Below are 24,735 nucleotides of genomic sequence, written 5' to 3' on the forward strand. Positions count from 1 at the left end.
CTCCTTGTTTTACATTGCGTCTTTTGGTGCCCGCCTCAGCGAAATGCGGAACACCGTGCGGCCCGGTACCGAGTCGGCAGAAATCCAGCCGTCATGGTCCGAGATGATCTTGCTGACCAGCGCCAGCCCAAGGCCGGTGCCGTTTTCCTTGCCTGAAACGAAGGGATCAAAAATATCCCCACGTATCTTCTCGGGCAGACCCGGGCCATCGTCGATGATTTCGATCTGCAGCGGCAGGGAATGGCCCGATCCATCATTGCGCCGCAACCGGAAGGAATGTTCGAAATATGTGCGCAAGCGGATCGTTCCGCCCTTGGGGTCAGCGGCCTCCGAGGCGTTCTTGAGCAGGTTCAACACCACCTGCAGGAACTGATCCGGGTCTCCGTAGGCCAGCGGCAACGAAGGGTCGTAATCCTCGATAATTTTCATATGCGCGCCAAACCCCAGCAGCGCCGACCGGCGCGCGCGGTCGAGGACGTCATGAACATTGACCGGTTTGAAATCAGGTTGTTGCAGGTTTCCGAATTGCTCGACCTGTTCCAGCAACTTAACGATGCGGCGACTTTCAGCGACAATAAGATCTGTTAGTTCAAGGTCTTGCGGCGGGATATTCATGCTGAGCAATTGCGCCGCGCCGGTGATCCCGGCCAGTGGATTCTTGATCTCATGCGCCAGCATCTCGGCCATGCCGATGGCGGACTGCGCTGCCGATTTCACCGTATTGCCCAAGGTCATTCGCCCGGCCAGTTCACGCGGTGAGATGATCATGATCATCGATCCGGGATGCCCGACCAAAGGCGCAATCTGCAATGCGCATTGCAGCGGGGCCCGGTTGCCCGACCCTGCATCCACATCGTTCACGAACAGGGGCGTGCCATGTTCACGCGCGCGTTCAAACGCTTCTTCCAGCGGGGCGTCCACGGCAATCTGATCCCAGACCGGATGCCCGACAACAGCTTTGCGCGATGCGTTCAGAAACCCTTCGCCAGCCGAATTCACATCGGCAATCCGGTCTTCGGCGTTGATGATGAAAGCGGGAACCGGCAGCGAGGTCCAAATATCCTGATCCGAGGTCATGCCGCCGCCTCTGCATCTGTGTTCAGCGCATCACCCAGCAGGCGTAACACCTCGTCGGTATCGCGCGCAGTCAGAACGGAACGGCGCAGGGTGGCGGGCGTGCCGGCCTCATCCATGTACCAGCCCAGATGCTTGCGCGCGACGCGCAGGCCCAGATCGGACCCGTAGAACCCAAGCATCGCCTGATAATGCGCACGCACCATTTCGATCAGGTCGTCACCCGCAGGAACTTCCGGCGCGGCCGCGCCATAGAGATCATGACAAATCTGGGCCAGCAACCACGGCTTGCCCTGCGCCCCACGTCCGACCATCACTCCATCCGCGCCGGATTGATCCAGCGCAACACGCGCGGCGTCCGTATCCACGATATCCCCGTTCGCGATAACCGGGATCGACACCGCCTGCTTCACTGCGCGGATCGCCCGCCAATCGGCACTGCCCTTGTAGAACTGACAACGCGTACGGCCATGGATCGTGACCATACAAATACCCGCATCCTGGGCTCGTCTCGCCACGTCGGGCGCATTCAGCAGGTTGTCGTCCCAGCCCAGTCGGGTTTTCAGAGTCACCGGAACATTAACGGCTTCGACAACCGCCTCGATCAATGTCAGTGCGTGATCCGGCGTCTTTAACAAGGCTGACCCAGAATAACCGTTCGTCACCTTCTTGGCCGGGCAGCCCATGTTGATGTCGATCACCCGCGCCCCGCGATCGGCCACCTGCCTGGCGGCTTCGGCCATCCAATGCGCTTCACGCCCCGCCAGTTGAACGGCGGTGTTCTCAACATCTGCCGAAAGTTCGGCCCGCTCCCGCACGCCAGGCTTGGCCTGAACCATCTCCTGGCTGGCGACCATTTCGCTCACGACCATGCCCGCGCCAAAACGCATCACTAGATCGCGAAACGGACGGTCGGTGATTCCGGCCATCGGTGCCAGCAAGACCGGCGGGTTCAGGGCTTTGTCAGCGAGGAGCAGAGTCAACGTGCTTAATCCTTGGGCAGTTGCGGCTTTGATATCGAATTGAGCGCATATGAACAACAAAACGGCGACCTTCAAGCCCACTAAATCATCATATGCCTATTTTTTAGGCAACTTTACGTGGGTGATTGCCTCTGCATTCACCGCACCCTAAAGATTGCCTCAAACCATCGGAGAGAACGCCCCCATGACCACCGCCGCCATCATCGTCGCCGCAGGACGCGGCTTGCGCGCCGGAGGGGGAACACCAAAGCAGTGGCGCCCATTGGCAGGGCGCCGCGTTGCGGATTGGACGATTGATCAATTTCAAGGGCAAGTCGACCAGATCGTGCTTGTTTTGTCCGAAGATGACAGGGACGCATGGGCCGAGTTCGAAAACTCTGATCTGATCCTTGCCAAGGGCGGCAGTGACCGGGCCGGATCGGTGCGCAACGGACTTGATGCGCTTTTGCCCTATGGGGTGCATCGCGTTCTCATCCATGACGTAGCGCGGCCTTGTGTTGACCTTCAGACCATTCAACAGGTTCTGGAAGCACTGGAAATCCACCCTGCCGCCGCGCCGGGGTTGACGGTCACTGATGCACTGTGGACCGGGAACAGTTCTATCGTGACGGGAACTCAGGACCGGGCCGGGCTGTTCGCTGCGCAAACACCGCAGGGTTTTCACTATGACGCCATAGTCTCGGCCCACGCGGCCCATACCGGAGGTGCTGCCGACGATGTCGAGGTCGCCCGCGCAGCCGGGCTGGACGTGGCCATCGTGCCGGGCAATGCGGATAACATCAAAATCACACGGCCCGAGGATTTTGCCCGGGCGGAACGCATATTGGGAACGGATATGGATGTAAGGCTGGGCAACGGGTATGACGTGCATCGGTTTGGCGACGGGGATCACGTGATCCTGTGTGGTGTGAAGGTGCCGCATGATCGCGGCCTGCAAGGTCATTCAGACGCGGATGTGGGCATGCACGCCGTCACTGACGCCATCTATGGCGCGTTGGCGCAGGGCGACATTGGCCAGCACTTCCCCCCCTCAGACCCACAATGGAAGGGTGCTGCAAGCGAGATTTTCCTACGCCATGCGGTCGAACTGGCCGGGCAGATGGGCTACAAAATCTCGAACGTCGACTGCACACTGGTCTGCGAATACCCCAAAATCGGCCCCCATGCGCCGGCCATGCGCAACGAGATGGCACGGATCATGGACCTGAGCGCGGATCAGGTCTCGATCAAAGCAACGACGTCGGAACGGCTGGGGTTCACTGGCCGAAGCGAGGGGATTGCCTCACTCGCCACAGCTTGTCTGGTGAAATCATGACCGCCGCGCAACTGATCGGAACCGTCTGCGGCGTGGGCTATCTGCGACCTGCGCCCGGTACATGGGGGTCACTGACCGCCCTGCCGCTGGCGTGGGTTCTGCATACACTGGGTGGCTTTCCGCTGTTGGTGATCGCCACACTGGCCGCGTTCTTTGGCGGTCTCTGGGCCACGCGCGTGATGACAGCGGGCCAGGACAATCACGATCCGTCCGAGATTGTCATCGACGAGGTCGCCGGGCAGTTCATCGCGCTTTGGGCAATTTCCTATCCCTCCTGGGCGCACGGGATTGAAATCACGGCACTTTGGCCGGGCTGGATTGCCGGCTTCGTGCTGTTCCGCTTGTTCGACATCACCAAACCGGGCCCTGTTGGATGGGCCGACCGGCGCGACGACGCAATGGGTGTCATGCTGGACGATGTCATTGCCGGTATCCTCGCCGGGGTCGGAGTTCTGATCCTCGCCGGTATCTCGCACGGAGTTCTGGGCCTGTGACCGTTGCCGAAATCCTCGACCGCGCCAAGTCAAAGGGCGTGATGATCGCCACCGCCGAAAGTTGTACCGGCGGTATGGTGGCGGCGGCGCTGACCGATATCCCCGGCAGTTCAGCCGTAGTCGAGCGTGGGTTTGTCACCTACACGAACACCGCGAAACAGCAAATGCTGGGAGTTCAGGGCGAAACACTGGTCGCACATGGGGCGGTTTCGGAACCGGTTGCCGGTGAAATGGCGGACGGTGCCCTGGCGCACTCCGACGCGCAATTGGCGGTTTCCGTAACCGGTATCGCGGGCCCTGGCGGTTCTGAATTCAAACCCGAAGGCCGGGTTTGTTTTGGGTTGGCCGCGAAAGGCCATCCTACGCTGACCGAGACCGTCGAATTTGGTGCATTAGGTCGGGACAACGTGCGCGTGGCCGCGCGAGATCATGCTTTGGCACTGCTAGCACAAGGGCTTGGCGCGCTTTCTTAAAGTGGCGCCAAAACTGCCTATCTTTTTCGAATGAAGCCCAGCACGAAAATCACCAGCAAAAGAGCGACATTCGACGCCACAAGAAACAACAGCAGCTTTGGGCCATATTGGTGAATCCAGCTGGGCAACACAGGGCTGTCACCGCGCCGAAAAGACAGCAACGTCATGGCAAAAGAAGATATCGCCAATGTGTCCAGACCGGCGATGAAATACAGCAGTTTTGACTGTATCTCGAGTTGCAGCTTGGATTTTTCGTCGCTGATAAAACCGACATAATTCCGAAAATCACAGGCCGCTTTGTAAAGGCTGTCAAAGTTATCTTCGATTTGCCAGCGCGTGTTGGTCGAATCGTAACACCGGGCAAGCCAGGGCTTCAGGTTCGCCCGGTAATCAGCCCGCCTTTGACGGGCCACCTGTAGGAAAAAGATTAACTCATTTAGGGCGGTATTGAGTTCGCCAATTTTGCTTCCGTGATAGGATTCGGCGCGCTCATCCGCAGTATTGACGATCTTGTTGCGAATACGGCGCGCTTTGATCCAGTCCAGCTGCAACCTGAACATCAGCGCAACGAAATAGAATTCCTCGGCCAGGTCTTTGCGAACGATGGCGGAATAACTCCAGCCTCCGTAGATGGTCCAATCCCCATTTTCTGCTGCCGACATCTCGCAATCTTCCAATACCAGCCCTTCCTCTTCGAACAACTTCGAAAGGCGTTCATGGAATGGTGCCGTGTCCACCCCACCAAGGACGACTTGAATGGATGTGTCCAGATCAGCCTCAAGCCGCGATCCAACGCGAAGCTGCAAAACGGAAACCAGTGCGTCGACCAGTTCTGTAACTTCGGGAAGCGTGTGGTCGCGGTAGTAAGGCCGCGGGTTTTCGGGCAAGTGCGCAAGATCCGAGAAACTCGCGCCATAGACCAGACACATATCACCAGAAACCATCAGCAGAAGTTTGAAATACCACGCGTCGCATTGGGGTTCCGGGGATGTCACCAGATCCGACAGATCCCACTCAAGGCAGGCATTGCGACGCAGTTCAGTCAGACTTTTTGTGAAGGCGTTGCCAGAGAATGCGTGTAATTCATCAGTATGGTTTGCGTTAAGCCTGTTTTCCGAGATCTCCTCGGCCGCTTTACCGCAAAGCACTGGTCTTAAAGGGACAATTTCTCGAATGACAGAGGACAGCCGGATACGAGTCTCGGTTTCCAGATGCACTGGATGAATAAGATGATGAGTGAACATATTTTCAATTGTTACGCAGGTAATTTCCGTGTGGAGAATTTAGATAGGTTTCGGGCACGCCATGCTCGAGGTAATCAAGCGTCAGTTCTTCTCCTTCACGAATATCCTTACAGGCCACAATGGCCCAATCGATTCTGAGTATTGAAAGATTGGGGGTAAACGAATGGTTAATCAAAGCGTATTGGGTGGCAAATGGGCGGCAGAGAACCTTGCTTCCGCCAACCCCGTTCCACTCCAGATCGCGAACCGTGGGATGACGATCATAATCGACGATTTGGCCGTCTAAATACCCCAGAACAGCACCAGTTTGGATATCGGACCGCGCAAACAAGCCTGTGCCGTGAATGTCACTGATGCCCTCCAGGACTTTATCCAAATTCTGGATGCGTGGTCCTGCCAACTCCACCGTCATTCCGGCCCCTCCTGTCGTCGCAACCGACTTTAGAAGCCGCTTTCAACCAAGACAAGCAATCCCTTAGCGCAGGTCGCTTTCTAATGGGTCATACGTTGGCGGGCCTGACACCCGCTTACACGTCGGTTTCCCTAATGACGCCAGTAGATCTGCGCCAACGCACCTTTCCCAAGTTGTTTAATTATTGGGCATCCAGCACCATCGGGTGCCTGTTTTATCACCGCTTGGCCAAAAGCCCGTTAATCAGGCGCTAAAACCGCGTCTGCCTCTTTTTTCCGCGACTGCTGTCGGCTTCAACCCCTTCCACGCACGTAAAAGACGCAAAAAAGGAGACCGGCTGATGAATGGAGCCGATACCGCCTGGATCATAGTGGCAACCGCCCTGGTCCTGTTCATGACATTGCCGGGCCTGGCCCTGTTCTACGGCGGCCTCGTGCGCGCCCGCAACGTGCTGAGCGTCTTCATGCACTGTTTCAGCATCGCCTGTTTGATGAGCATCCTGTGGCTGGTCGCAGGCTATTCCATCGCATTTGGCGACGGTGGGTCGGGCCTTTGGGGCGGGCTGGGCAAAGCGTTTTTGAACGGTGTCGACGCCGACAGCCTGTCGGGCACCCTGCCAGAAGTCCTGTTTTTTGCCTTCCAGATGACCTTTGCCATCATCACCCCAGCCCTGATCGTCGGGGCCTATGTCGAACGTGTGGGGTTTGGGTTTGTCCTGATATTCTCAGCCCTGTGGATGTTGCTGTGTTACGCGCCCGTGGTGCATTGGATTTGGGGCGGCGGCATGCTGACCGATGGTGGCATTCTTGGTGAGGTGGGTGTCCGCGACTTTGCGGGTGGCATCGTTGTCCATGAAACCGCCGGTCTGGCTGCACTGATCATCGCCATTGCACTTGGACCACGCCGCAATCGCACGACGCCACCGCACAACCCCGGCTTTGTCATGATTGGTGCCGCGATGCTGTGGGTCGGCTGGTTCGGTTTCAATGGCGGCTCGCAATTGGCCGCTGATGGTGGTGCGGCGATGGCGATGACTGTCACGCATATCTCGGCGGCGACCGCGTCACTGACATGGGCGCTGTACGAACGCATCAAATACGGCAAAGCCTCGATGGTGGGGCTGGTCACCGGCACAATCGCCGGTCTGGCCTCGATCACCCCGGCCTCGGGCTATGTCGATCCGGTGCAGGCGCTAATCATCGGTGCAGTCGCAGGTGTCCTATGTCAGGAGGCGGTCAACGTCATCCGAAACATCGCCAAAATCGACGACACGCTGGACGTCTTTGCCGTTCACGGCGTGGGCGGCATCTTTGGCACGCTGATGATCGCCGTATTCGGTTTGGGCGCTTGGACTGCCCAGATTGGCGGGCTGGTGATTGTGGGTGCCTTTACGGCAGTTGTCACTTTTGTGTTGATCAAACTGGTTGCACTTATCACCCCGCTTCGCGTAGACGCAGAAACCGAGACAAACGGGCTAGATCTGTCGGTACACGGTGAACGGGCCTATGATATGAGCAGCTAAGCCCACCTTAGCCTGCGCGGCCCGTAAGGGCGCAAAGCGGACCTCTTGCGGGTCCGCTTTTCTTTTGCGGCTCAGCCCTCTCGACTCTGGCCCAAAGGACAGGCTATCAGCCCGCAATGTCATTTTGTCCCGAGGTTGCACCATGATCCCCAGCTCTTTCCCTGATAGCACCGAAATCGCCCGCCTGACCGCGCGGATGCTGCTGGAGATCAAGGCCGTCCACTTTAACTCTCGCGAACCGTTCACATTGGCCTCGGGCCTTCCCAGCCCGACCTATATCGATTGTCGCAAGCTGATCTCGTACCCGCGCATCCGCTCGACCTTGATGGATTTCCTGACGGTCACCGTAATGCGTGATGCGGGTTTTGAGGCGTTTGATAACATCGCAGGTGGTGAGACAGCCGGCATCCCGTTTGCCGCCATGGTCGCCGAGCGTATGGCTCTGCCGATGACCTATGTGCGCAAAAAGCCCAAAGGCTATGGCCGCAACGCCCGTATCGAAGGCGCCATGAGCGAAGGTGAGCGTGTATTGCTGGTCGAGGACCTGACGACCGATGGCGGCTCAAAGCTGTCTTTTGTGGATGCGATCCGTGAAACCGGCGCAACCTGCGGGCACACAGCCGTGATCTTTTACTATGGCATTTTCCCCGAAACCGAAAAAACGCTGGGCGATCACGGCGTGAAGCTGCATCACCTTTGCACATGGTGGGATGTTTTGGCAGAGGCCAAAGCGCAGAAAGCCTTTGACCAAGAAACACTTGATGGTGTCGAGGCCTTCCTTAACGACCCGCGCAAGTGGCAGGATGCGAATAAATCCACGTAAACTTGCTGTGGATTACTTGGGGATAAACGTCTGAGAATCGGCTTTGGGGAAACAATATATAGTGACATCTGCGTGATATCCTACATAATAGACCAAATCCATTCTGGAACTATGGCGTCTTCAAAACTTATCCCAAGGCGTTACCCATAGTTACCCACAAGTATTTCCAGATAGCCGACACGCCGGTGTCGCGTGTAATAACACCGTGGGCAGCGGGGACAAAATGAACGAGATAAGCAGCATCGAGCAGGCAGCGGCGAAGATTCAAAACGCCGAAACAATGCCGCATTCCATTGAAGCCGAACAACAGCTTCTGGGTGCGATCCTGACCAACAACGATCTTTATGACCGGGTGGCCTCGATCATCGGGTCCGAACATTTCTATGATCCGGTCCACGCCCGTATCTACGAGGTTGCGGCCAATCGCATCGCCAAGAATGCGCTGGCCTCGCCCGTCACGCTGAAATCCTTCATGGCCGAAGATGAAGGTCTGAAGGAACTGGGCGGTCCCGCCTATCTGGTGAAACTGGCCGGGGCTTCGATCAGCGCATTTGCTGTGCATGACTACGCCCAGATGATCTATGACTTGGCTATTCGCCGCGAGTTGATCCGGCTGGGTCGGGATATCTCTGACAAGGCAGCGCGGGTGGATGTATCCAGCGAGCCCAAAGAACAGATCGTCGAGGCCGAACAGCAACTTTATCAGTTATCCGAGCAGGGCCAGACCGAACAGGGTTTCCAATCTTTCCTAAAGGCGGTCACAGAAGCCGTCAACGTCACCAACGAAGCGTATCAACGTGGTGGTGGCATGGCGGGAATTTCTACCGGTCTGGCCGACCTGGACAAACAGTTGGGCGGGTTGCATCCGTCCGACTTGATTATTCTTGCGGGTCGTCCGTCGATGGGGAAAACCTCGTTGGCGACCAATGTGGCGTTCAACGTGGCCAAGGCGTACAAGCGCGGCACCAAGCCCGACGGCACCGAAGGCGCGATTGACGGTGGCGTTGTGGGTTTCTTCTCGCTTGAGATGAGCGCCGAGCAATTGGCGGGCCGGGTTCTGGCCGAAGCCTCCGAGATTTCCAGCCACAAAATTCGTCAGGGTGACATGACGGAATCAGAATTCCGCCGCTTTGTCGACGCGGCCAAGGATCTGGAAGCCTGCCCTTTGTTCATCGACGACACCCCGGCCCTGCCGATCTCTCAGTTGGCCGCCCGCGCGCGGCGGTTGAAGCGGACGCATGGGCTGGACCTGCTGGTCATCGACTATCTGCAGCTGTGCCGTGGCATGGCCGAAAATCGGGTCAACGAGATTGCCGAAATTTCGATGGGCATGAAGGCCATTGCCAAAGAACTGAATATCCCGGTCATCGCCCTGTCACAGCTGAGCCGTCAGGTCGAAAACCGCGACGACAAGCGCCCGCAATTGTCTGACCTGCGGGAATCGGGATCGATCGAACAGGATGCCGACGTGGTGATGTTCGTGTTCCGCGAGGAATATTATAAGGAACGCGAAAAGCCCGGCGATCACGAGCTGGAAAAGATGGAAGAGTGGAAACAGGCCATGGAGCGCCTGCACGCCAAAGCCGAAGTTATCGTCGGCAAGCAGCGTCACGGCCCCATCGGCACGGTCGAGCTGTCGTTCGAGGCTCAGTTCACCCGGTTCGGTAACTTGGTCAAACCCTGGCAACAGGACGGCCAGATCGAAGGCTACTGACCTACCACATCTCAGGCTTATTGAATGCGCTGACACAGCGGGACGGGCCCATAAGCGGCGCATCGTCGCCATTCAAGGATTGTCCAAGCCAACCATGTGGCATGCTCAGCGGCATGGGCGGTTGTGCGAATGTTTGTGCGATCGGTTGAAACCCGGTTTTGCAATAATATGCCGGATCACCGTAAGTCATTGCAAAATCAACCCCGTTATGGCGCAGCTGTTCCAGTCCAAAGCCGATCAGTTTTTGACCAATGCCCAACTTTTGCCTGTCGGCGCGCACGGCCACCGGTGACATCAGAAAGACCTGGCGCGGGTCCTGATCATAACAGAGCCGCGAGAAAAGGATGCAACCTGCCAGATTGCGGTCGTCCAAAGCCAAAACGCCCAAAAGATCTCCATCGGGTGTTGAAAGCAGCAGGTCATCCACCAAAGCAGCAACCGCACGCCCCTCTCCTTCGCCCTCTGAGGCGGTGAAGACGTCCAGAAACAAGCCGGGCAGTTCGGCAGCCCGAGCCCGGTAATCGGCGGTCAGGTTCAGCATTACGGCCCCTTTCAGATGGATCAACGGTCCCGTTTCATGCGCCGAGTTGATCACAGGTTGGACACAATGACGAGAGTTCGGCTGCCCTTGTCCGAGCCTTTTTTAGCCATGATCTTGCGATACCGGCCAGAAGCTGCGTAGGAACACAGCGATATGCACAAGAATTGCCGCCTACCCCCTTGACCTGCCGCAATCCAATGTCATGAACAGCACCATGAGTACCGCACGTTTGACGATCAATCTTCAGGCGCTCGCCAGCAACTGGCGGGCGCTCAATGCAAAAACGGATGTCGAGACCGGCGCCGTGGTCAAAGCTGACGCCTACGGCCTTGGTGCCGGACCGGTGTCTGCGATCCTGGCCGAAGAAGGCGTTCGCAAGTTCTTTGTCGCCGCCGCAGAAGAAGGCGCCGCCGTGCGCAAAGCCGTTGGCCCCGATCCCCAGATTTTTGTCTTCTCAGGGTTCATGGAAGGTGACAACGGGCTGCACTTTGCTGACAACCTGATTCCTTTGATCAACTCTCCGGAACAGTTCAAACGCCTGCAACAGGCCATGCCGAGTCACCCATTCGGAGTTCAACTGGACAGTGGAATGAACCGTCTGGGCCTTGAGCCCGCCGATTGGGCCGCGCTGAGGTCTGAGATGGAAAGCCAGAACCCACAGGCGGTCATATCGCATTTGGCCTGCTCGGATGAGCCCGACCACCCGATGAACCGTCAACAGCTAAAGACCTTCCGCGATATGACCGATGGTGTCACCGCACCACGGTCGCTGGCGGCAACGGCGGGCACGCTGATGGGCTCGGAATTCCACTTTGATTTCTGCCGTCCGGGCGTTGGTCTTTATGGCGGCATGCCATTTGCCGACGCCAAGCCCGTCGTAACCGTCGATCTGCCCGTCATTCAGGTGCGCGCGGTCGAAGTTGGTGAAACCGTCGGTTATGGCGGTAGCTGGGTTGCCCGACGCCCATCACGAATCGCAACCGTGGCCGCAGGGTATGCGGACGGGCTGCACCGGGCCATTGGCGGCGGTATCGACGCATTTGCCGGGGACCAACCCTGCCCTGTGGTCGGTCGCATATCGATGGACCTTGTCACCATTGACGTCACTGACCTGCCCGAAGACCCAGAACGCCTGCGCATCCTGAACGGTCACCAGACAGTCGATGACCTGGCCGAGGCCGCAGGCACCATCGGGTATGAAATCCTCACTTCGCTTGGCGCGCGTTATTCACGGGGTTACGTGGAATGAGTCCTCTTTCTCTGTTGGGCGGGTTGGGCCGCGCGGTCCTGGCGCTGTTTGCCACCTTTGGCAAAGTCGCGCTGTTTACGATTGATGCGATCTCGCACATTTTTCGTCCGCCCTACTACCCGCGCGAATTTATCGTCGCGCTGATGAACATCGGCTGGCTGTCCCTGCCTGTCGTCGGCCTGACCGCCATTTTCACTGGTGGCGCGCTGGCGCTGCAGATCTACGCTGGCGGCGCTCGCTTCAACGCCGAGGCCGTGGTGCCGCAGATCGTTGCCATCGGTATGGTGCGCGAACTGGGCCCCGTGCTGGTGGGCCTGATGATCGCCGCCCGCGTGACCTCGTCCATCGCAGCCGAGATCGCCACCATGAAAGTGACCGAGCAGATCGACGCGCTAGTCACCCTGTCCACTCATCCGATGAAATACCTGACGGCCCCGCGCGTTCTGGCCGCGCTGATTACCGTGCCGCTACTGGTCGGGATCGGAGATATCATTGGCATCGCGGGCGGTTATGTCGTTGCGACCCAAAATTTGGGTTTCAATCCGGCGACCTACCTGCTGAACACAGTCAATTTCCTTGAGGCCCATGACATCATGTCGTCGCTGGCCAAGGGCGCAGCCTTCGGCCTGATCGCGGCGGTCATGGGCTGCTTTTACGGCATGAACTCGGGCCGCGGTGCGCAGGGTGTGGGCCGCGCCACCAAATCCTCGGTCGAATCTGCTGCTATCATGATTCTGGCCACCAACTTCATTCTGACAGGGGTGTTCTTCTCGCTATGATCCGGATGGAGAACGTACAAAAGGCCTTTGGCGACAATCGGGTTCTGCAGGGCATGGACCTTGAGATCCCCAAGGGTACCTCGATGGTCATCATCGGCGGTTCGGGCACCGGCAAATCGGTGGCGCTGAAATGTATCCTTGGCCTGATCAAGCCCGACAGCGGCATGATCTATGTGGATGACAAAGACGCCACCAAGGGGGACCGGGACAAGTTTTTGGCCCGGTTCGGAATGCTGTTTCAGGGCGCTGCTCTTTTTGACTCGCTGCCCGTCTGGCAGAACGTCAGCTTCCGCCTGCTGCGCGGTCCGCTGAAGCGCCCGCCGGAATACGCCCGCGAAATCGCCATCGAGAAACTGCGCCGCGTGGGTCTGAAATCTGATGTGGCCGATCGGTTTCCGTCTGAACTGTCGGGCGGTATGCAAAAACGCGTGGGCCTCGCCCGCGCCATCGCCGCCGAACCCGAGATCATTTTCTTCGACGAGCCCACCACCGGTCTCGATCCGATCATGTCCGGCGTCATCAACGACCTGATCCGCGAGATCGTGACCGAGATGGGCGCCACCGCGATGACCATCACCCACGACATGAGTTCCGTCCGCGCGATTGCCGACAACGTGGCCATGCTGCACGGAGGCGTCATCCAATGGACCGGTCCGGTCAGCCAGATGGACGCCTCGGGTGATCCTTACGTTGAGCAGTTCATCAGCGGGAGTGCCGAGGGACCGATAGAGGCGGTGCGGTGACTGAACCAATTGAAGAAATAGTAGATTTTTTTGACTACGCCGACGCATATTTTTCAGCGTGTAAAACAATATTTCCTAAGCAGGATTGGGCAAAAAGTGTAAAGGAATACTCTGATCACAAAGACCGTGTATTTCGTGTTGGACCAGTTTATCAGAATCTGGGCTTGGCAACCGAACTAACATTCAAGACTTCTCTGCTAGTTTCAGGTTTCTCAAAGAGAAACGTGACGAAGCTTGGGCACAATCTAGAAAAACTGCTAGGCGAGTTACGAAACACTCGTGACCTCAACAAGGTAGATGACAGAGCTTTCGAAGCCGCGACCCTAGTCGGACCTCCACCTGGCATGCTGCAACGGATCGAAAAGACGGGGCAGTCACCACAAGCATGGTATCTGTTTTCAACCCATATCCGTTCTCTGAATAGCAACTACAATTTATTCGAAATGCATGACGGCGGAACAAGCGCGGAAAAGTTCCGCTCGCGTTACCCCGCAAAAGACAGAGCTTACCGAGAAGTGTGTGTTGAAGCCATCATAGCTGGGCTGGATACTTTGATGGAAGAAATTCAAACTGAATTAAACCAAAGGCTTTCAAAAAGAGAAAACTAATATGCTTCTTAGTGTGAACGCGGTTAAGGCTATGGAATAGTGAGTAAAGGTACTGCCGTTCGAAATAGGCAAAATTGCTAGAATGATCCTCCGCCTCGCCACCCTCTCGCTCTTAATCCTCTACCCCATCGCGTGGTTCGCCCCTCTGATGCGTGCGGGGCTGCTGCCGATCTTCGGTCTCAGCGAAATCAGCGTCATCACTGGCCTGCAATCCCTCTGGAAATCCGACGTCTTTCTGGCGCTGATCGTCACCATCTTCGCTCTCGTCGCGCCTTACATCAAAACCATCGGCACCGCCCTGATACAGTGGGATCTGCTTGATGCCCGCGTCCAACCCGCGCTGAACATCCTTGGCAAGCTGGCCATGGCCGACATCTTCCTGATCGCGCTCTATATCACTCTGGCCAAGGGAATTTCCTACGCGACCATCGAAACCGCATGGGGTCTGTACCTGTTCACGGCCTGCATTCTGGCCTCGCTCGCGGTGGGCCACATTACCGAAATGACACGCAGATCACGAAATACTCAGATGTAATTGATTGAAAACACTCATCTGAGTATCATCTTTATATTTCGAGCAGTGACAATTTGTAGTTTTCGGGTCCGTAGCGGATCAATCTGTGTGTTTTGGATGCTCTCCGCTTGGGCCTGGTGTGTACCGGTTCTAGAAGGAGTTCGTCGAACATGACTGCCCTCCATAACATTACATTGCAATTTCAGAATGCCTTTTTAAGACTGACTTTTTTCCTCATTTGCGCGGCAGCCCTGTTCGCCGTTTCAGCCACATTTTTATCTGCCTTAGGCGTATTACCCTGGCTATCCATGCAAGCCGGTTTCGGCGGTGGGCCAGTGCAAGACGCCGGGATGTTCATCCAGATCGGCCTGACCGTTCTGATTCTCATGCTGGCATTCTATCTACCAGCGAATGCCCGAATGATGGCATTGGAAAACAATCACCGCAAATTTGCCCTGAACATGCACGACATATCAGACGCCTATCAAATGGCCCACGCAGCGGACCGTGGCGGCCTGTTCATGATGTCGTCCGAGTTTGACGCGGTCAAAGAACGTATGGCCTTTCTGCGCCAACACCCTGACCTACAGACACTCGAGCCCGAAATCCTGGAACTGGCCGCACAGATGAGCCAGATCAGCCACGAACTGGCTGAAACCTATGGCGACGTGCGGATCAATCGCGCCCGAACCTTCCTACAACAACGTCAGGAAGAGATTGAGCTGTTCCAGAAGCGTCTCGAAGAAGCCCAGGTGATCCAGAACGAATTGCGCCAATGGACGCGCGATGTCGAAATGGAAGAAACCATCGCCAAGTCACAACTGGCCCGCCTGCGGGATGAGCTGTTTGAGCTGTTACCCGAACTGTCGGCTCAGCTGCAAACACCTCCCAAGGACAGCTCGACCAAAGCCTCAAGCGTGGTCGCCATGTCCCCGCCCCGCGCGGCGGAATAGGCGCTTGGCGCCTTTGCCGCGAACGATGGCCCATCGGGCCTGAGGACGCGGCACCCCACCGGTGCAGATGAATGCCTTGCAAGGGCTTGAAGAACCGCCGATCCTCGGGCACCAAGGCCGCATGGCAAAAACGACTTTCTCCTGTTCGGCCTGCGGCGCGTCGCATTCGCGCTGGTCCGGGCGTTGTGACGCATGCGGCGAGTGGAACACCATTTCGCAGGACGTACCCCTTTCGGCGGGTCCCGCCAAGAAATCCTTGGGCGGCAAACGCGGCCAGTCCATCGTACTCACCGATCTGTCGACCGAAGAAACACCCCCGCCCCGTACGCTTTGCGGGGTTGAGGAACTGGACCGCGTGCTTGGCGGTGGCCTTGTTCCCGCCTCGGCCCTGCTGGTGGGCGGCGACCCCGGCATCGGCAAATCCACCCTTCTGCTGCAGGCCGCGGCGCGCTTTTCCCGTGCGGGCGTCAAAACCATCTATGTTTCCGGCGAAGAAGCCAGCGCGCAGGTTCGAATGCGGGCCCGCCGTCTGGGGCTCGAGGACGCGCCGGTTCAACTGGCGGCTGAGACCAACCTACGCAACATCCTGACGACGCTTGAGGCTGAAAAGCCCGGTCTGGCCATCATCGACTCGATTCAGACCATGTGGGCCGACAATGTGGACAGCGCCCCCGGCTCAGTGTCACAAGTCCGGGCCGCAGCGCATGAATTGACCACGTTTGCGAAACGACACGGCGTATCAATCATCATGGTCGGCCATGTCACCAAGGAAGGCCAGATCGCAGGCCCCCGCGTGGTCGAGCACATGGTCGACACCGTGCTCTATTTCGAAGGTGAACGTGGCCATCAGTTCCGCATCTTGCGCGCCGTGAAAAACCGTTTTGGCCCCGCTGATGAAATCGGCGTGTTCGAAATGACCGGCAAAGGGTTGGCGCAGGTCACAAACCCCTCGGCCTTGTTCCTGTCGGAACGCGGCACCCCCAGCCCCGGTTCGGCCGTTTTCGCCGGAATTGAGGGCACCCGCCCTGTTTTGGTGGAATTGCAAGCACTTGTGGCATCGTCCCCGCATTCCCAACCCCGCCGGACCGTGGTCGGATGGGATAGTGGGCGGCTGGCCATGATCCTTGCCGTTCTTGAAGCACGCTGTGGCATCCCCTTTGCCGGGTTGGACGTTTACCTGAACGTCGCCGGAGGGATGAAAATCAGCGAACCGGCCGCCGACCTTGCCGTGGCGGCCGCATTGCTGAGTGCCCGAGAAGACACAGCTCTGCCCGCCGATACGGTGATTTTTGGAGAAATCTCGTTATCCGGGGCACTTAGACCGGCCCCACAGACAGAAAACAGGTTGAAAGAAGCCCAAAAACTTGGTTTCACGTCGGCAATCGCTCCGGCGGGCGGCAAAACCGGTACTGTGGCAGGTCTGACACTCACCCGACCCTCTGATTTGGTGGGGTTTGTTGGCGAAACCTTCGGAGCAGGTTAAGGTAACGCCTTGAGGGGCTGAAAAAAAGTACAGGCGAGGGCCATGGAAGGTTTTACAATTATCGACGGGGTGGTTGCCCTGATCATCGTCGTGTCAGGCCTGCTGGCCTATTCACGCGGATTTTTACGTGAGGTTTTGGCCATCGCGGGCTGGGTCGCAGCCGCCGTACTGGCCTTTATTTTTGCACCCCAGGCCGTTCCGCTGGTGAAAGAGATCCCGGTCGTCGGAGATTTCCTGCGCGACAGCTGCGAATTGTCAGTGATCACCGGCTTTGCCGCCGTGTTTGCGATCGCTCTGATCGTGGTCAGCATCTTTACTCCGCTGTTTTCATCGATCGTGCAACGCTCGGCCATTGGCGGGTTGGATCAGGCGCTTGGCTTATTCTTTGGCATCGCGCGCGGCATCCTGTTGGTGGCTATCGCCTTCTTTGTCTATGACACTGTTATGACCGGTCAATCTTATACGATGGTCGACGAAAGCCGTTCCGCCAAAGTGTTCGAACAATTCAGCGACCGCATCGAAGAACAAAACCCCGAGCAATGGCTGGGTTGGGTCACACAACAATATGAAGAGCTGGTGGCAAGCTGTGGCGCCGGCACCGAGGCGCCAGAGGCATCGGAAACCACGGCACCGACCGCAACTGAATAAGAAAAAGCCCGGCATTGATCGGGCTTTCTTCTTGGCTGCCTTTCAGACGTATTCAGTTAAAAAACCTTCTCCACCGCAAACCGTGCATCGGGTGTTCTTCAGGCCAAAGCACCCCTCGCAGCGGCCCATTATGGGTTTGCCGTGGATATCGCGGCTTTTGATCACCTCGCCAGAGCCATTGCAAATCGGACAAGGCGACCGGCCCATGCCACGGCAGCGATGGCACCGGCGTTTTACTGGGTCTTCCTTTTTTCTTCCTTGCTTGTGTTCCCACATGGCTAACGTCCTATCGAAACTCATACACTAGGTAAAAAACCGCTACTTGCACCATGACAGCACAAGCATGCCTATATGTCACCTATTCCAGTCACCTTTCATAAAACGCACCTGCGACGATTGGTGAATGTGATCCTTTGATGACACAGGGCGCATTAGGCATTATGTGGAGGCCGAACTGACATGGAATCGGAGCCACCGATCTTGCTGTACCTGTTTTCTCTCGCGCTTGCCCTCGTGACATTGGCGCGTTTGCATCATCAGCCGGGATGGAAACAAGGCGCACTGGCATACCCATGCAGACGTTCAGATCATCACCGCTAGTCAAAACGTCATGGAAATTGGAGCCCGTACATGTGTGGGATTTTAGGGATCGCAAGCAGGACACATGATGTCTTTGCGGAAATCTATGACGGGCTGCTGATGCTTCAGCACCGGGGTCAGGATGCCTCGGGGATCGTCACCTATAACGACGGCTTCTTCCGTGAAAAGAAGGCAAATGGTCTGGTCAAGGACGTGTTCAACGCACAAGACGCCGAGACCCTTCTGGGTAAGATCGGCATGGGTCATGTGCGGTACCCGACCGCAGGATCGCTCAGCGCGTCCGAGGCGCAGCCGTTCTTTGTGAACGCGCCCTATGGCATCTATCTGGTTCATAATGGCAACATAACCAACACCGCCGAACAGCGTGAGAAGGTGACCGCCAAATACAGCCGTCACCTGCGCACCACGTCGGATTCGGAGATCCTGCTGAACGTGCTGGCCGACAAGGTTGCCGATGCGATCAAGGTCAACGGCAACGGCGAACCGATCCGCAACATCTTTGCCGGTGTGAAGATGACGATGGAGCGAATCCAAGGCGCCTATTCGGTAATCTGTCTGGTTGCCGGTGTCGGCATGCTGGCGTTCCGCGATCCTTATGGCATCCGTCCTCTTTCCGTCGCCAAGCGCGATGTGGACGGCGACGGCGACGATTACGCCTTTGCCTCAGAGGATGTGGCCTTTGGCATCAACGGCTTTGAAAAGCTGCGCGACCTTAACCCCGGTGAGGCCATACTGATTGATCTGGATGGAAACATGCACACCTTCCAGGCGGTCGAAGGTCAACTGACCCCGTGTATCTTTGAATATGTCTACCTGGCCCGCCCGGACTCGCTGCTGGATGGCGTTTCGGTTTACAAAACCCAGATGCGCATGGGTCAGACGCTGGCCCGCCAGATCCAAGCCGCAGGGCTTGAGATCGACCGCATCATCCCCGTGCCCGACAGCGCCCGCCCCGTGGCACTTGAGGTCGCTAAGGCCACCGGCATTCCATACCGCGAAGGTCTGGTCAAAAACCGCTATGTCGGGCGAACCTTCATCATGCCCGGCCAGGAAGAGCGCCAGAAATCGGTGCGCCGCAAGCTGAACGCCGTTCCCTTGGAGTTCCGCGATCACAACGTTCTGCTGATCGACGATTCCATTGTGCGCGGCAATACAATCAAGAAGATCGTGCAGATGTGCCGCGAAGCCGGGGCTAAAAAAGTGTACATCGCCAGCGCCTCACCGCCGGTAAAATTCCCCAACGTCTATGGCATCGACATGCCCACCAAGCATGAACTGATCGCCAATGGCAAAGATATCGAAGAAATCCGTCAGGAAGTCGGCGCAGATGCCCTGTTCTATCAGGATCTCGACGACCTGATCTGGGCGGCCAAAGAAGGCAACCCCGAGATCGAAGCCTTTGACTGTTCCTGTTTCGACGGCAATTACATCACCGGCAGCGTCAGCGATGACTATCTGGACAGTCTCGAAAACAGCAATCGGGTCAGCAAGAAACGCGCAGATATGCAAGTTCCGGGCGGCTCGTGGAACAGCGCGAAGCTGGCCTCGGGATAGGATTTGATCCGAATCGACCTTGCTTTTTGGCCCGTTTCACCGATGTGATGCGGGCCTTTTTCTGCCTGCCTGGCAGGCCGCATCGGTAGATTTCCGCCACAACCCATCGGTGAAGAAATTGCAATCGCAAGGGCTTCGCCGCAATGCCGAATCCCCTTGGGAAGTGCTCGGCCAACCGGGCTTTTCCTTTCTGATCCGGTTTGGTAGCCCGCTGGTTGCCAACCACTCAATCAAGGGGTCGGGCCGCTGTGGTCAGGCCGGAATACATGTCAAACGCCACTGTAAAAAGCGCGGCCACGCAAAAAGGCGTGCTGAAAAAAAGCTCTTTGTCTGTTCTGGGGGTCTTTGGCCCGAAATCGGACATGCGGGCCCTTATGCGTATGTCTTCGGGACGTGTGAAAGAGGTCAAGCTGGGCAGCCGCGTGTCGTCGGGCACCATCGTTGCCATTGATGCCGACGGCGTAATGCTGCGACAAAGCGGCCAGACCAAGCGGATCGTCATACCCGGCAGTTAATCTGTCTTGACGCCCTGCGTGCGGGGGTTCAAACCCCTGTCATGACCGATCAGACCAAAATTGCCCTCGTCACCGGGGCCTCTCGTGGGTTGGGCGCTGCCCTGGCCGAGGCACTGGCACCCGAATATCACATTGTCGCCGTCGCCCGCACCACCGGCGGGCTGGAAGAACTGGATGACCGCATTCGGGCCAAAGGCGGTGCCGCAACCCTGGCACCGATGGATATCGCCGACCCCAACGCCATGGCGACGTTGTGCCGGGGTATCCATGATCGCTGGGGCAAGGTGGATTTGTGGCTGCACACGGCCGTTCACACCTCGGCCCTGACACCCACGCATTTCATCGACCCGAAAGAGTGGACCAAGGCCGTAAATACCAACGCCACGGCGACGTCAGTTCTGATCCCCTATATTGCCCCCCTGTTGGGTGAAACCGGCCATGCCGTGTTCTTTGACGATCCGAAAGCCGGTCAGAAGTTTTACGGCATCTACGGTGCAACCAAGGCGGCGCAGATGGCGCTGGCACGTGGCTGGGCACAAGAGACCAAACGCACCGGCCCGAGGGTTTCAATTGTCGAACCTGCCCCGATGCCAACCGCCGTACGTGCGCGATTCCATCCCGGTGAGGATCGCGATGCGTTGACCAGCACGGCAGACGAAGCCGCTCGGATTTTGTCTTTGCTGTAAGGAATGGCCCTTTGGGCCATGCCTCCGGCGTGAGTATTTGGAAAAAGATGAAGCGGGCGGGTTAGGCGATGTGCACGCCGTTGCGCCCGGCCAGATCGACGAAGAATTGCCAAGCCACGCGGCCCGACCGCGCGCCCCGCGTCGCCTGCCATTCGATGGCTTCGGCACGCAGGGTTTCGGCGTCAACCGACACGCCATATGCCCCGCAATAGCGGTCGATCATCGCTAGGTATTCGTCCTGATCACAAGGGTGGAAGCCCAACCACAGGCCGAACCGATCAGACAGTGAAACCTTTTCCTCGACCGCCTCAGACGGATTGATCGCGCTGGAGCGTTCATTCTCGATCATATCGCGCGGCATCAGGTGGCGGCGGTTCGATGTGGCGTAGAATACGACGTTTTCCGGGCGCCCTTCGATACCCCCGTCCAGCACTGCCTTGAGCGATTTATAGTGCTGGTCGTCATGACTAAACGATAAGTCATCGCAGAACAGAATGAACCGGTGCGGTGCGGCACGCAGGTGATTCAGAAGGCGGGCGACTGAGCCCATATCCTCGCGCTGGAGTTCAACCAGCTTAAGATCTGGGAAATCCATCTGCAGCGTCCCGTGAACAGCTTTGACGAGGCTGGATTTTCCCATCCCCCGCGCGCCCCAAAGCAACGCGTTATTTGCTTTGAAGCCGGCAGCAAATCGGCGCGTATTGTCCAGCAGAGTATCGCGGGACCGGTTGATGCCCACCAGCAAATCCAGATCGACGCGGTTGACCTGCGTGACGGGCTCCAGCCGATCCGGTTCAACATGCCAGACAAATGCCGGGGCAGCCGCGAAATCGGGCGCGTCCAAAGGGGCTGGTGCCATCCGTTCCAGCGCGTCGGCGATACGGTTCAGGGCTTGGTCGTCCATTGGGGCCTCCGGCGTCATGTCTTGCGCGGTTCAAACCATGTTCGAAGCGGCGCAACAAGGGCCAGACACGAAAAAGGCGCGCCGGTTAGGCGCGCCTGTTGCATGGTTTTCAGCGGGGTTACTTGCTGTCTTCTTCCCGCACGATCTCTTCGTCGGCTTCTTCTTCGTCGTCATAGTAGCCGTCGGCACGCAGTTGCTCTTCGCGCTTTTTTTCGACCCGGGCGACGAGGAAGATCGAAATCTCATACAGGCCGTAGACCACCACAAACAGAATAACCTGCGTAATCACATCAGGCGGTGTCACCAGCGCGGCCAGTACCAGAATGGCGACCACAGCGTATTTGCGCACCGAGCCCAGCCCTTCGGCGGTAACCAGTCCCGCCTTGCCCATCAGGGTCAGCAGAACGGGCAGTTGAAAACACAGGCCAAAGGCCACGATAAACTTGATCGTCAGGTTCAGATATTCCTGCGCCGAGCCCTGGAACACCACGCTCAGCGGAGCCGCAGTTGCGCCTTCGACCACGGCCTCTCCTTCGGCACCAAATTGCTGGAACCCGAGGAAGAAGTCATAAGCCAGTGGTGTTACGACATAGAACGCAAAGCTTGCCCCCAGAAGGAACATGAAGGGCGAGGCCAGCATGAATGGCAGGAAAGCGTTCTTTTCCGATCGGTAGAGGCCCGGCGCCACGAAGCGCCACATCTGCATCCCGATATATGGGAAGGCCAAGATAAAGCCACCCAGCAGCGAGACCTTGATAGCAACGAAGAACCCTTCTTGCGGCGAGATGAAGATCAACCCGCAATCCTGCCCGCGTTCGGCCAAAACTTCGCACAAAGGGTTCGTAAGGAAGTTGAAAAGCGGCGTGGCCACAGTGAAACAGATGATCATCCCGACCAAAAACGCCACGACGCAGTGGATCAGCCGCGTGCGCAGTTCCGCCAGATGCTCGATCAGCGGGGCCGAGCTGTCTTCGATCTCGTCGGTCTTTGTCATGTCTTGCTTTCAGTCTTCAGTGCGGCCTCGGCCTCTTCGGCTTTGGCTAGCGCATCTGCCGCTTCTTTGGCCTTACGCTCAGCCGCAGCACGGGCAGTTGAGGCCTGAATCTTCTTGGCCTGCTCAGCCCGCTCAGCCGCCAACTTGCCTGTTTCGCTGTCGGGGTCGAACTTGGTGGGATCGATGCTTTTGGCAACGTCCCGCGCCGCCTCGTTAACGCTGTCCATGGCGGTGCTGACGGGATTGGCGGCTGCGTTCAGACCCTTTTTGATCTCGTTCACGCCTGCCTGATCCGCGGCCTCGTTCATGGCGCTGCTGAATTCGCGCGCCATACCACGGGCCTTGCCAACCCAGCGGCCAACATTGCGAAACAGAACCGGCAGGTCCTTTGGCCCCACAACGATCAGGGCAACAATGCCAATGACCAGAAGCTCGGTCCAACCCAGATCAAACATCTGCGCTTAGGCCTTGTCTTTGTCGGTCTCGGGCGTGACGTCCTTGGCCACTTCGGCAGCGTCCTGCTCCAGCTCGTCCGCGCCTTCTTTGACGCCCTTCTTGAACGAGGTGATGCCCTTGCCCACTTCACCCATCAACGAGCTGATTTTACCGCGGCCAAACAGCACCAGCACCACAACGGCGATCAGTAGCAGACCGGGAAGGCCGATATTGTTGAGCATGTCTCTTCTCCTTGTACGTCGACGCGTTGCGCCGGGAATGTGATCTGGGTCTGTGTCTACGCCTGCATGGCCCTGCGCAAAAGTGCGCCAGATCATTTCCGCGCTCAAAATTGATCCGATCACGCAATTTTTGCAGGCTGGCATTTCACAACTGACAGGTTTATGTCAGTTGAAGGGCATTAGGAACAGGGCATCGAAAACTGGTCAACGGAGAATCAAATGACCCATGTTGCTGAAATCGTCACCTTCACCCTCGCCAACGGGACAACACCGGAAGAGTTCGTCAAACTCAGCCAGGCGTCCGAGGCGTTCGTCCGCTCGGCCCCCGGATTTGCCCACCGTCAGCTAAGCCAGGGTGAAGATGGCCGTTGGACCGACTATGTAATCTGGACGAATATGAAGGCCGCCAAGGACGCAGCGGCGCAATTCCCGCAGCAAACCTTTGCCCCGGCCTTGATGGCCGCGATCCAACCCGACAGTGTCCAGATGCGCCACGAGAATGTGCTATGGAACATGACCGCTTAAACGCGGTCCGGGCGGCGTGTCATGCGCCGCTCTGATCGTCTGTTCGACATCATTCAGATCCTGCGCGACGGCAAACTGCACCGCGCGCAGGATATTGCGGACCGGCTCGAAGTGTCGGTTCGTACGATCTATCGCGATATGGATACGCTGGTGGCCTCGGGCGTTCCGGTCGAGGGTGAACGCGGTGTGGGTTATATGGTTCGCGAACAAATCACCCTGCCCCCGCTGAACCTGACCCCGGCCGAGCTTGAAGCGCTGAACCTCGGCATGGCCATCGTGGCCGAGGCCGCAGACCCCGATCTGAAGGCCGCCGCAGAAACCCTGGCCGACAAGATTGACGCTGTACTGCCCACCCAGGTCGTGGCCGAGGCGGACACGTGGAAATTCGCCGTCTACCCCTTTGCCGACGCTGCGCGGGGGCTGGCGCATATGGCTCCGATTCGGTCCGCGATCAAAACCCGGCAGAAACTGCACCTGTCCTATCGCCGTATCGACGGCGTTCTGACAGACCGCACCATTCGCCCTCTTCATATGGAGTACTGGGGCCGCGTCTGGACCCTTACCGCATGGTGTGAGTTGCGCGAAGGGTTCCGCGTGTTTCGCATCGACCTGATCGAAGCTGTCTCACCCCTACCGGAAATCTTCGCTGACGAGCCCGGCAAAACACTGAGCGATTTCGACCCGCACGCCTAAACCCGGCTGTCAGGT

28 protein-coding genes are annotated in these 24,735 nt (G+C 57.7%); 19 read left to right on the forward strand and 9 right to left on the reverse strand.

Translation table 11 applies throughout. The annotated features are described in order from the left end of the window. Positions 1 to 9 precede the first annotated feature (9 nt). Both GOX21_RS03775 and dusB read right to left on the reverse strand, forming a co-directional pair. Entirely contained in the window at positions 10 to 1,077 is a 1,068-nt protein-coding gene (locus GOX21_RS03775; protein WP_170348889.1) for a two-component system sensor histidine kinase NtrB, read from the reverse strand. Further along, positions 1,074 to 2,057: a tRNA dihydrouridine synthase DusB gene (gene dusB / locus GOX21_RS03780; RefSeq protein ID WP_226688378.1), complete on the reverse strand. Its 984-nt coding sequence runs from the start codon at positions 2,055 to 2,057 to the stop codon at positions 1,074 to 1,076. Before dusB ends, GOX21_RS03775 begins: the two co-directional genes overlap by 4 nt. 184 nt (positions 2,058 to 2,241) lie before the next feature. Here dusB and GOX21_RS03785 point away from each other — a divergent pair, with 184 nt between their 5' ends. Genes GOX21_RS03785 through GOX21_RS03795 form a run of 3 tightly spaced genes read left to right on the forward strand, consistent with a single transcriptional unit; the run spans position 2,242 to position 4,339 of the window. Next, a complete protein-coding gene (locus tag GOX21_RS03785) occupies positions 2,242 to 3,372 on the forward strand; it encodes a bifunctional 2-C-methyl-D-erythritol 4-phosphate cytidylyltransferase/2-C-methyl-D-erythritol 2,4-cyclodiphosphate synthase (protein WP_170375569.1) in 1,131 nt (376 codons plus the stop codon). Then, entirely contained in the window at positions 3,369 to 3,866 is a 498-nt protein-coding gene (locus GOX21_RS03790; protein ID WP_170375571.1) for a phosphatidylglycerophosphatase A family protein, read from the forward strand. Before GOX21_RS03785 ends, GOX21_RS03790 begins: the two co-directional genes overlap by 4 nt. Beyond that, positions 3,863 to 4,339, forward strand: a complete 477-nt coding sequence (locus tag GOX21_RS03795) for a CinA family protein (RefSeq protein ID WP_170375573.1) — start codon at positions 3,863 to 3,865, stop codon at positions 4,337 to 4,339. Before GOX21_RS03790 ends, GOX21_RS03795 begins: the two co-directional genes overlap by 4 nt. Positions 4,340 to 4,356: 17 nt before the next feature. On the opposite strand, the gene GOX21_RS03800 is transcribed toward GOX21_RS03795, so the two are convergent. Beyond that, on the reverse strand, positions 4,357 to 5,583 hold the full coding sequence (locus GOX21_RS03800) for a hypothetical protein (RefSeq protein WP_170375575.1): 1,227 nt from the start codon (positions 5,581 to 5,583) through the stop codon (positions 4,357 to 4,359). A gap of 4 nt (positions 5,584 to 5,587) precedes the next feature. Beyond that, positions 5,588 to 5,995 carry an SET domain-containing protein-lysine N-methyltransferase gene (locus tag GOX21_RS03805; RefSeq protein ID WP_170375577.1) on the reverse strand — a complete coding sequence of 136 codons (408 nt, stop codon included), beginning with the start codon at positions 5,993 to 5,995 and terminating at the stop codon, positions 5,588 to 5,590. Between the two features lie 340 nt (positions 5,996 to 6,335). On the opposite strand from GOX21_RS03805, the gene GOX21_RS03810 reads away from it, so the two are divergent. From GOX21_RS03810 to GOX21_RS03820, 3 genes are all read left to right on the forward strand, one after another. After that, a complete protein-coding gene (locus GOX21_RS03810) occupies positions 6,336 to 7,517 on the forward strand; it encodes an ammonium transporter (RefSeq protein ID WP_170375579.1) in 1,182 nt (393 codons plus the stop codon). A gap of 142 nt (positions 7,518 to 7,659) precedes the next feature. Then, entirely contained in the window at positions 7,660 to 8,340 is a 681-nt protein-coding gene (locus GOX21_RS03815) for an orotate phosphoribosyltransferase (RefSeq protein ID WP_170348897.1), read from the forward strand. 223 nt (positions 8,341 to 8,563) lie between these two features. Further along, positions 8,564 to 10,054 (forward strand): replicative DNA helicase, encoded by a 1,491-nt coding sequence (locus GOX21_RS03820; RefSeq protein ID WP_170348898.1) that lies wholly within the window; start codon positions 8,564 to 8,566, stop codon positions 10,052 to 10,054. 1 nt (position 10,055) lies between these two features. Here the strand turns inward: GOX21_RS03820 and GOX21_RS03825 are convergent, their stop codons facing one another. Beyond that, positions 10,056 to 10,595, reverse strand: a complete 540-nt coding sequence (locus GOX21_RS03825) for a GNAT family N-acetyltransferase (protein WP_254428444.1) — start codon at positions 10,593 to 10,595, stop codon at positions 10,056 to 10,058. A gap of 214 nt (positions 10,596 to 10,809) precedes the next feature. Between GOX21_RS03825 and alr the strand changes: the two genes are divergently transcribed. The 11 genes from alr (at position 10,810) to GOX21_RS03880 (ending at position 20,927) form a co-directional block, all read left to right on the forward strand. Then, the gene (alr, locus tag GOX21_RS03830) at positions 10,810 to 11,844 is read left to right on the forward strand and encodes an alanine racemase (RefSeq protein WP_170375581.1); all 1,035 of its coding nucleotides are present in this window, start codon (positions 10,810 to 10,812) and stop codon (positions 11,842 to 11,844) included. Next, entirely contained in the window at positions 11,841 to 12,623 is a 783-nt protein-coding gene (locus GOX21_RS03835; protein WP_170375583.1) for an MlaE family ABC transporter permease, read from the forward strand. Before alr ends, GOX21_RS03835 begins: the two co-directional genes overlap by 4 nt. Further along, the gene (locus GOX21_RS03840; RefSeq protein WP_170375585.1) at positions 12,620 to 13,366 is read left to right on the forward strand and encodes an ABC transporter ATP-binding protein; all 747 of its coding nucleotides are present in this window, start codon (positions 12,620 to 12,622) and stop codon (positions 13,364 to 13,366) included. Before GOX21_RS03835 ends, GOX21_RS03840 begins: the two co-directional genes overlap by 4 nt. Continuing rightward, positions 13,363 to 13,974: a hypothetical protein gene (locus tag GOX21_RS03845; protein WP_170375587.1), complete on the forward strand. Its 612-nt coding sequence runs from the start codon at positions 13,363 to 13,365 to the stop codon at positions 13,972 to 13,974. Before GOX21_RS03840 ends, GOX21_RS03845 begins: the two co-directional genes overlap by 4 nt. 82 nt (positions 13,975 to 14,056) lie before the next feature. Continuing rightward, the gene (locus GOX21_RS03850; RefSeq protein WP_170375589.1) at positions 14,057 to 14,509 is read left to right on the forward strand and encodes a paraquat-inducible protein A; all 453 of its coding nucleotides are present in this window, start codon (positions 14,057 to 14,059) and stop codon (positions 14,507 to 14,509) included. A 287-nt stretch (positions 14,510 to 14,796) separates the two neighbouring features. Beyond that, positions 14,797 to 15,441, forward strand: coding sequence for a DNA repair protein (locus GOX21_RS03855; RefSeq protein ID WP_254428445.1), 645 nt, complete (start codon positions 14,797 to 14,799; stop codon positions 15,439 to 15,441). Positions 15,442 to 15,562: 121 nt separating this feature from the next. Beyond that, positions 15,563 to 16,924, forward strand: a complete 1,362-nt coding sequence (gene radA, locus GOX21_RS03860) for a DNA repair protein RadA (protein WP_170375593.1) — start codon at positions 15,563 to 15,565, stop codon at positions 16,922 to 16,924. A 42-nt stretch (positions 16,925 to 16,966) separates the two neighbouring features. Then, the gene (locus tag GOX21_RS03865; protein ID WP_170348906.1) at positions 16,967 to 17,572 is read left to right on the forward strand and encodes a CvpA family protein; all 606 of its coding nucleotides are present in this window, start codon (positions 16,967 to 16,969) and stop codon (positions 17,570 to 17,572) included. A 630-nt stretch (positions 17,573 to 18,202) separates the two neighbouring features. Further along, entirely contained in the window at positions 18,203 to 19,726 is a 1,524-nt protein-coding gene (gene purF, locus GOX21_RS03870) for an amidophosphoribosyltransferase (protein ID WP_170348907.1), read from the forward strand. Positions 19,727 to 19,992: 266 nt separating this feature from the next. Then, the gene (locus GOX21_RS03875) at positions 19,993 to 20,241 is read left to right on the forward strand and encodes a hypothetical protein (RefSeq protein ID WP_170358760.1); all 249 of its coding nucleotides are present in this window, start codon (positions 19,993 to 19,995) and stop codon (positions 20,239 to 20,241) included. Positions 20,242 to 20,282: 41 nt separating this feature from the next. Next, entirely contained in the window at positions 20,283 to 20,927 is a 645-nt protein-coding gene (locus GOX21_RS03880) for an SDR family NAD(P)-dependent oxidoreductase (protein ID WP_170348909.1), read from the forward strand. A 61-nt stretch (positions 20,928 to 20,988) separates the two neighbouring features. Here the strand turns inward: GOX21_RS03880 and GOX21_RS03885 are convergent, their stop codons facing one another. The 4 genes from GOX21_RS03885 to GOX21_RS03900 form a co-directional block, all read right to left on the reverse strand. Next, positions 20,989 to 21,831, reverse strand: a complete 843-nt coding sequence (locus GOX21_RS03885; protein ID WP_170348910.1) for an ATP-binding protein — start codon at positions 21,829 to 21,831, stop codon at positions 20,989 to 20,991. 118 nt (positions 21,832 to 21,949) lie between these two features. Further along, positions 21,950 to 22,825: a twin-arginine translocase subunit TatC gene (tatC, locus tag GOX21_RS03890; RefSeq protein ID WP_170348911.1), complete on the reverse strand. Its 876-nt coding sequence runs from the start codon at positions 22,823 to 22,825 to the stop codon at positions 21,950 to 21,952. Then, entirely contained in the window at positions 22,822 to 23,280 is a 459-nt protein-coding gene (tatB, locus tag GOX21_RS03895) for a Sec-independent protein translocase protein TatB (RefSeq protein ID WP_170348912.1), read from the reverse strand. The genes tatC and tatB overlap by 4 nt, the downstream gene beginning before the upstream one ends. Before the next feature lie 6 nt (positions 23,281 to 23,286). Further along, a complete protein-coding gene (locus tag GOX21_RS03900) occupies positions 23,287 to 23,502 on the reverse strand; it encodes a twin-arginine translocase TatA/TatE family subunit (RefSeq protein ID WP_170348913.1) in 216 nt (71 codons plus the stop codon). 219 nt (positions 23,503 to 23,721) lie between these two features. On the opposite strand from GOX21_RS03900, the gene GOX21_RS03905 reads away from it, so the two are divergent. Both GOX21_RS03905 and GOX21_RS03910 read left to right on the forward strand, forming a co-directional pair. Further along, entirely contained in the window at positions 23,722 to 24,027 is a 306-nt protein-coding gene (locus tag GOX21_RS03905) for a hypothetical protein (RefSeq protein WP_170375595.1), read from the forward strand. A gap of 21 nt (positions 24,028 to 24,048) precedes the next feature. Continuing rightward, a complete protein-coding gene (locus GOX21_RS03910) occupies positions 24,049 to 24,720 on the forward strand; it encodes a helix-turn-helix transcriptional regulator (protein WP_170358768.1) in 672 nt (223 codons plus the stop codon). Positions 24,721 to 24,735: the final 15 nt, after the last annotated feature.

It is taken from the genome of Ruegeria atlantica (genome assembly GCF_013032005.1).
Lineage (GTDB): Bacteria > Pseudomonadota > Alphaproteobacteria > Rhodobacterales > Rhodobacteraceae > Ruegeria > Ruegeria atlantica_A.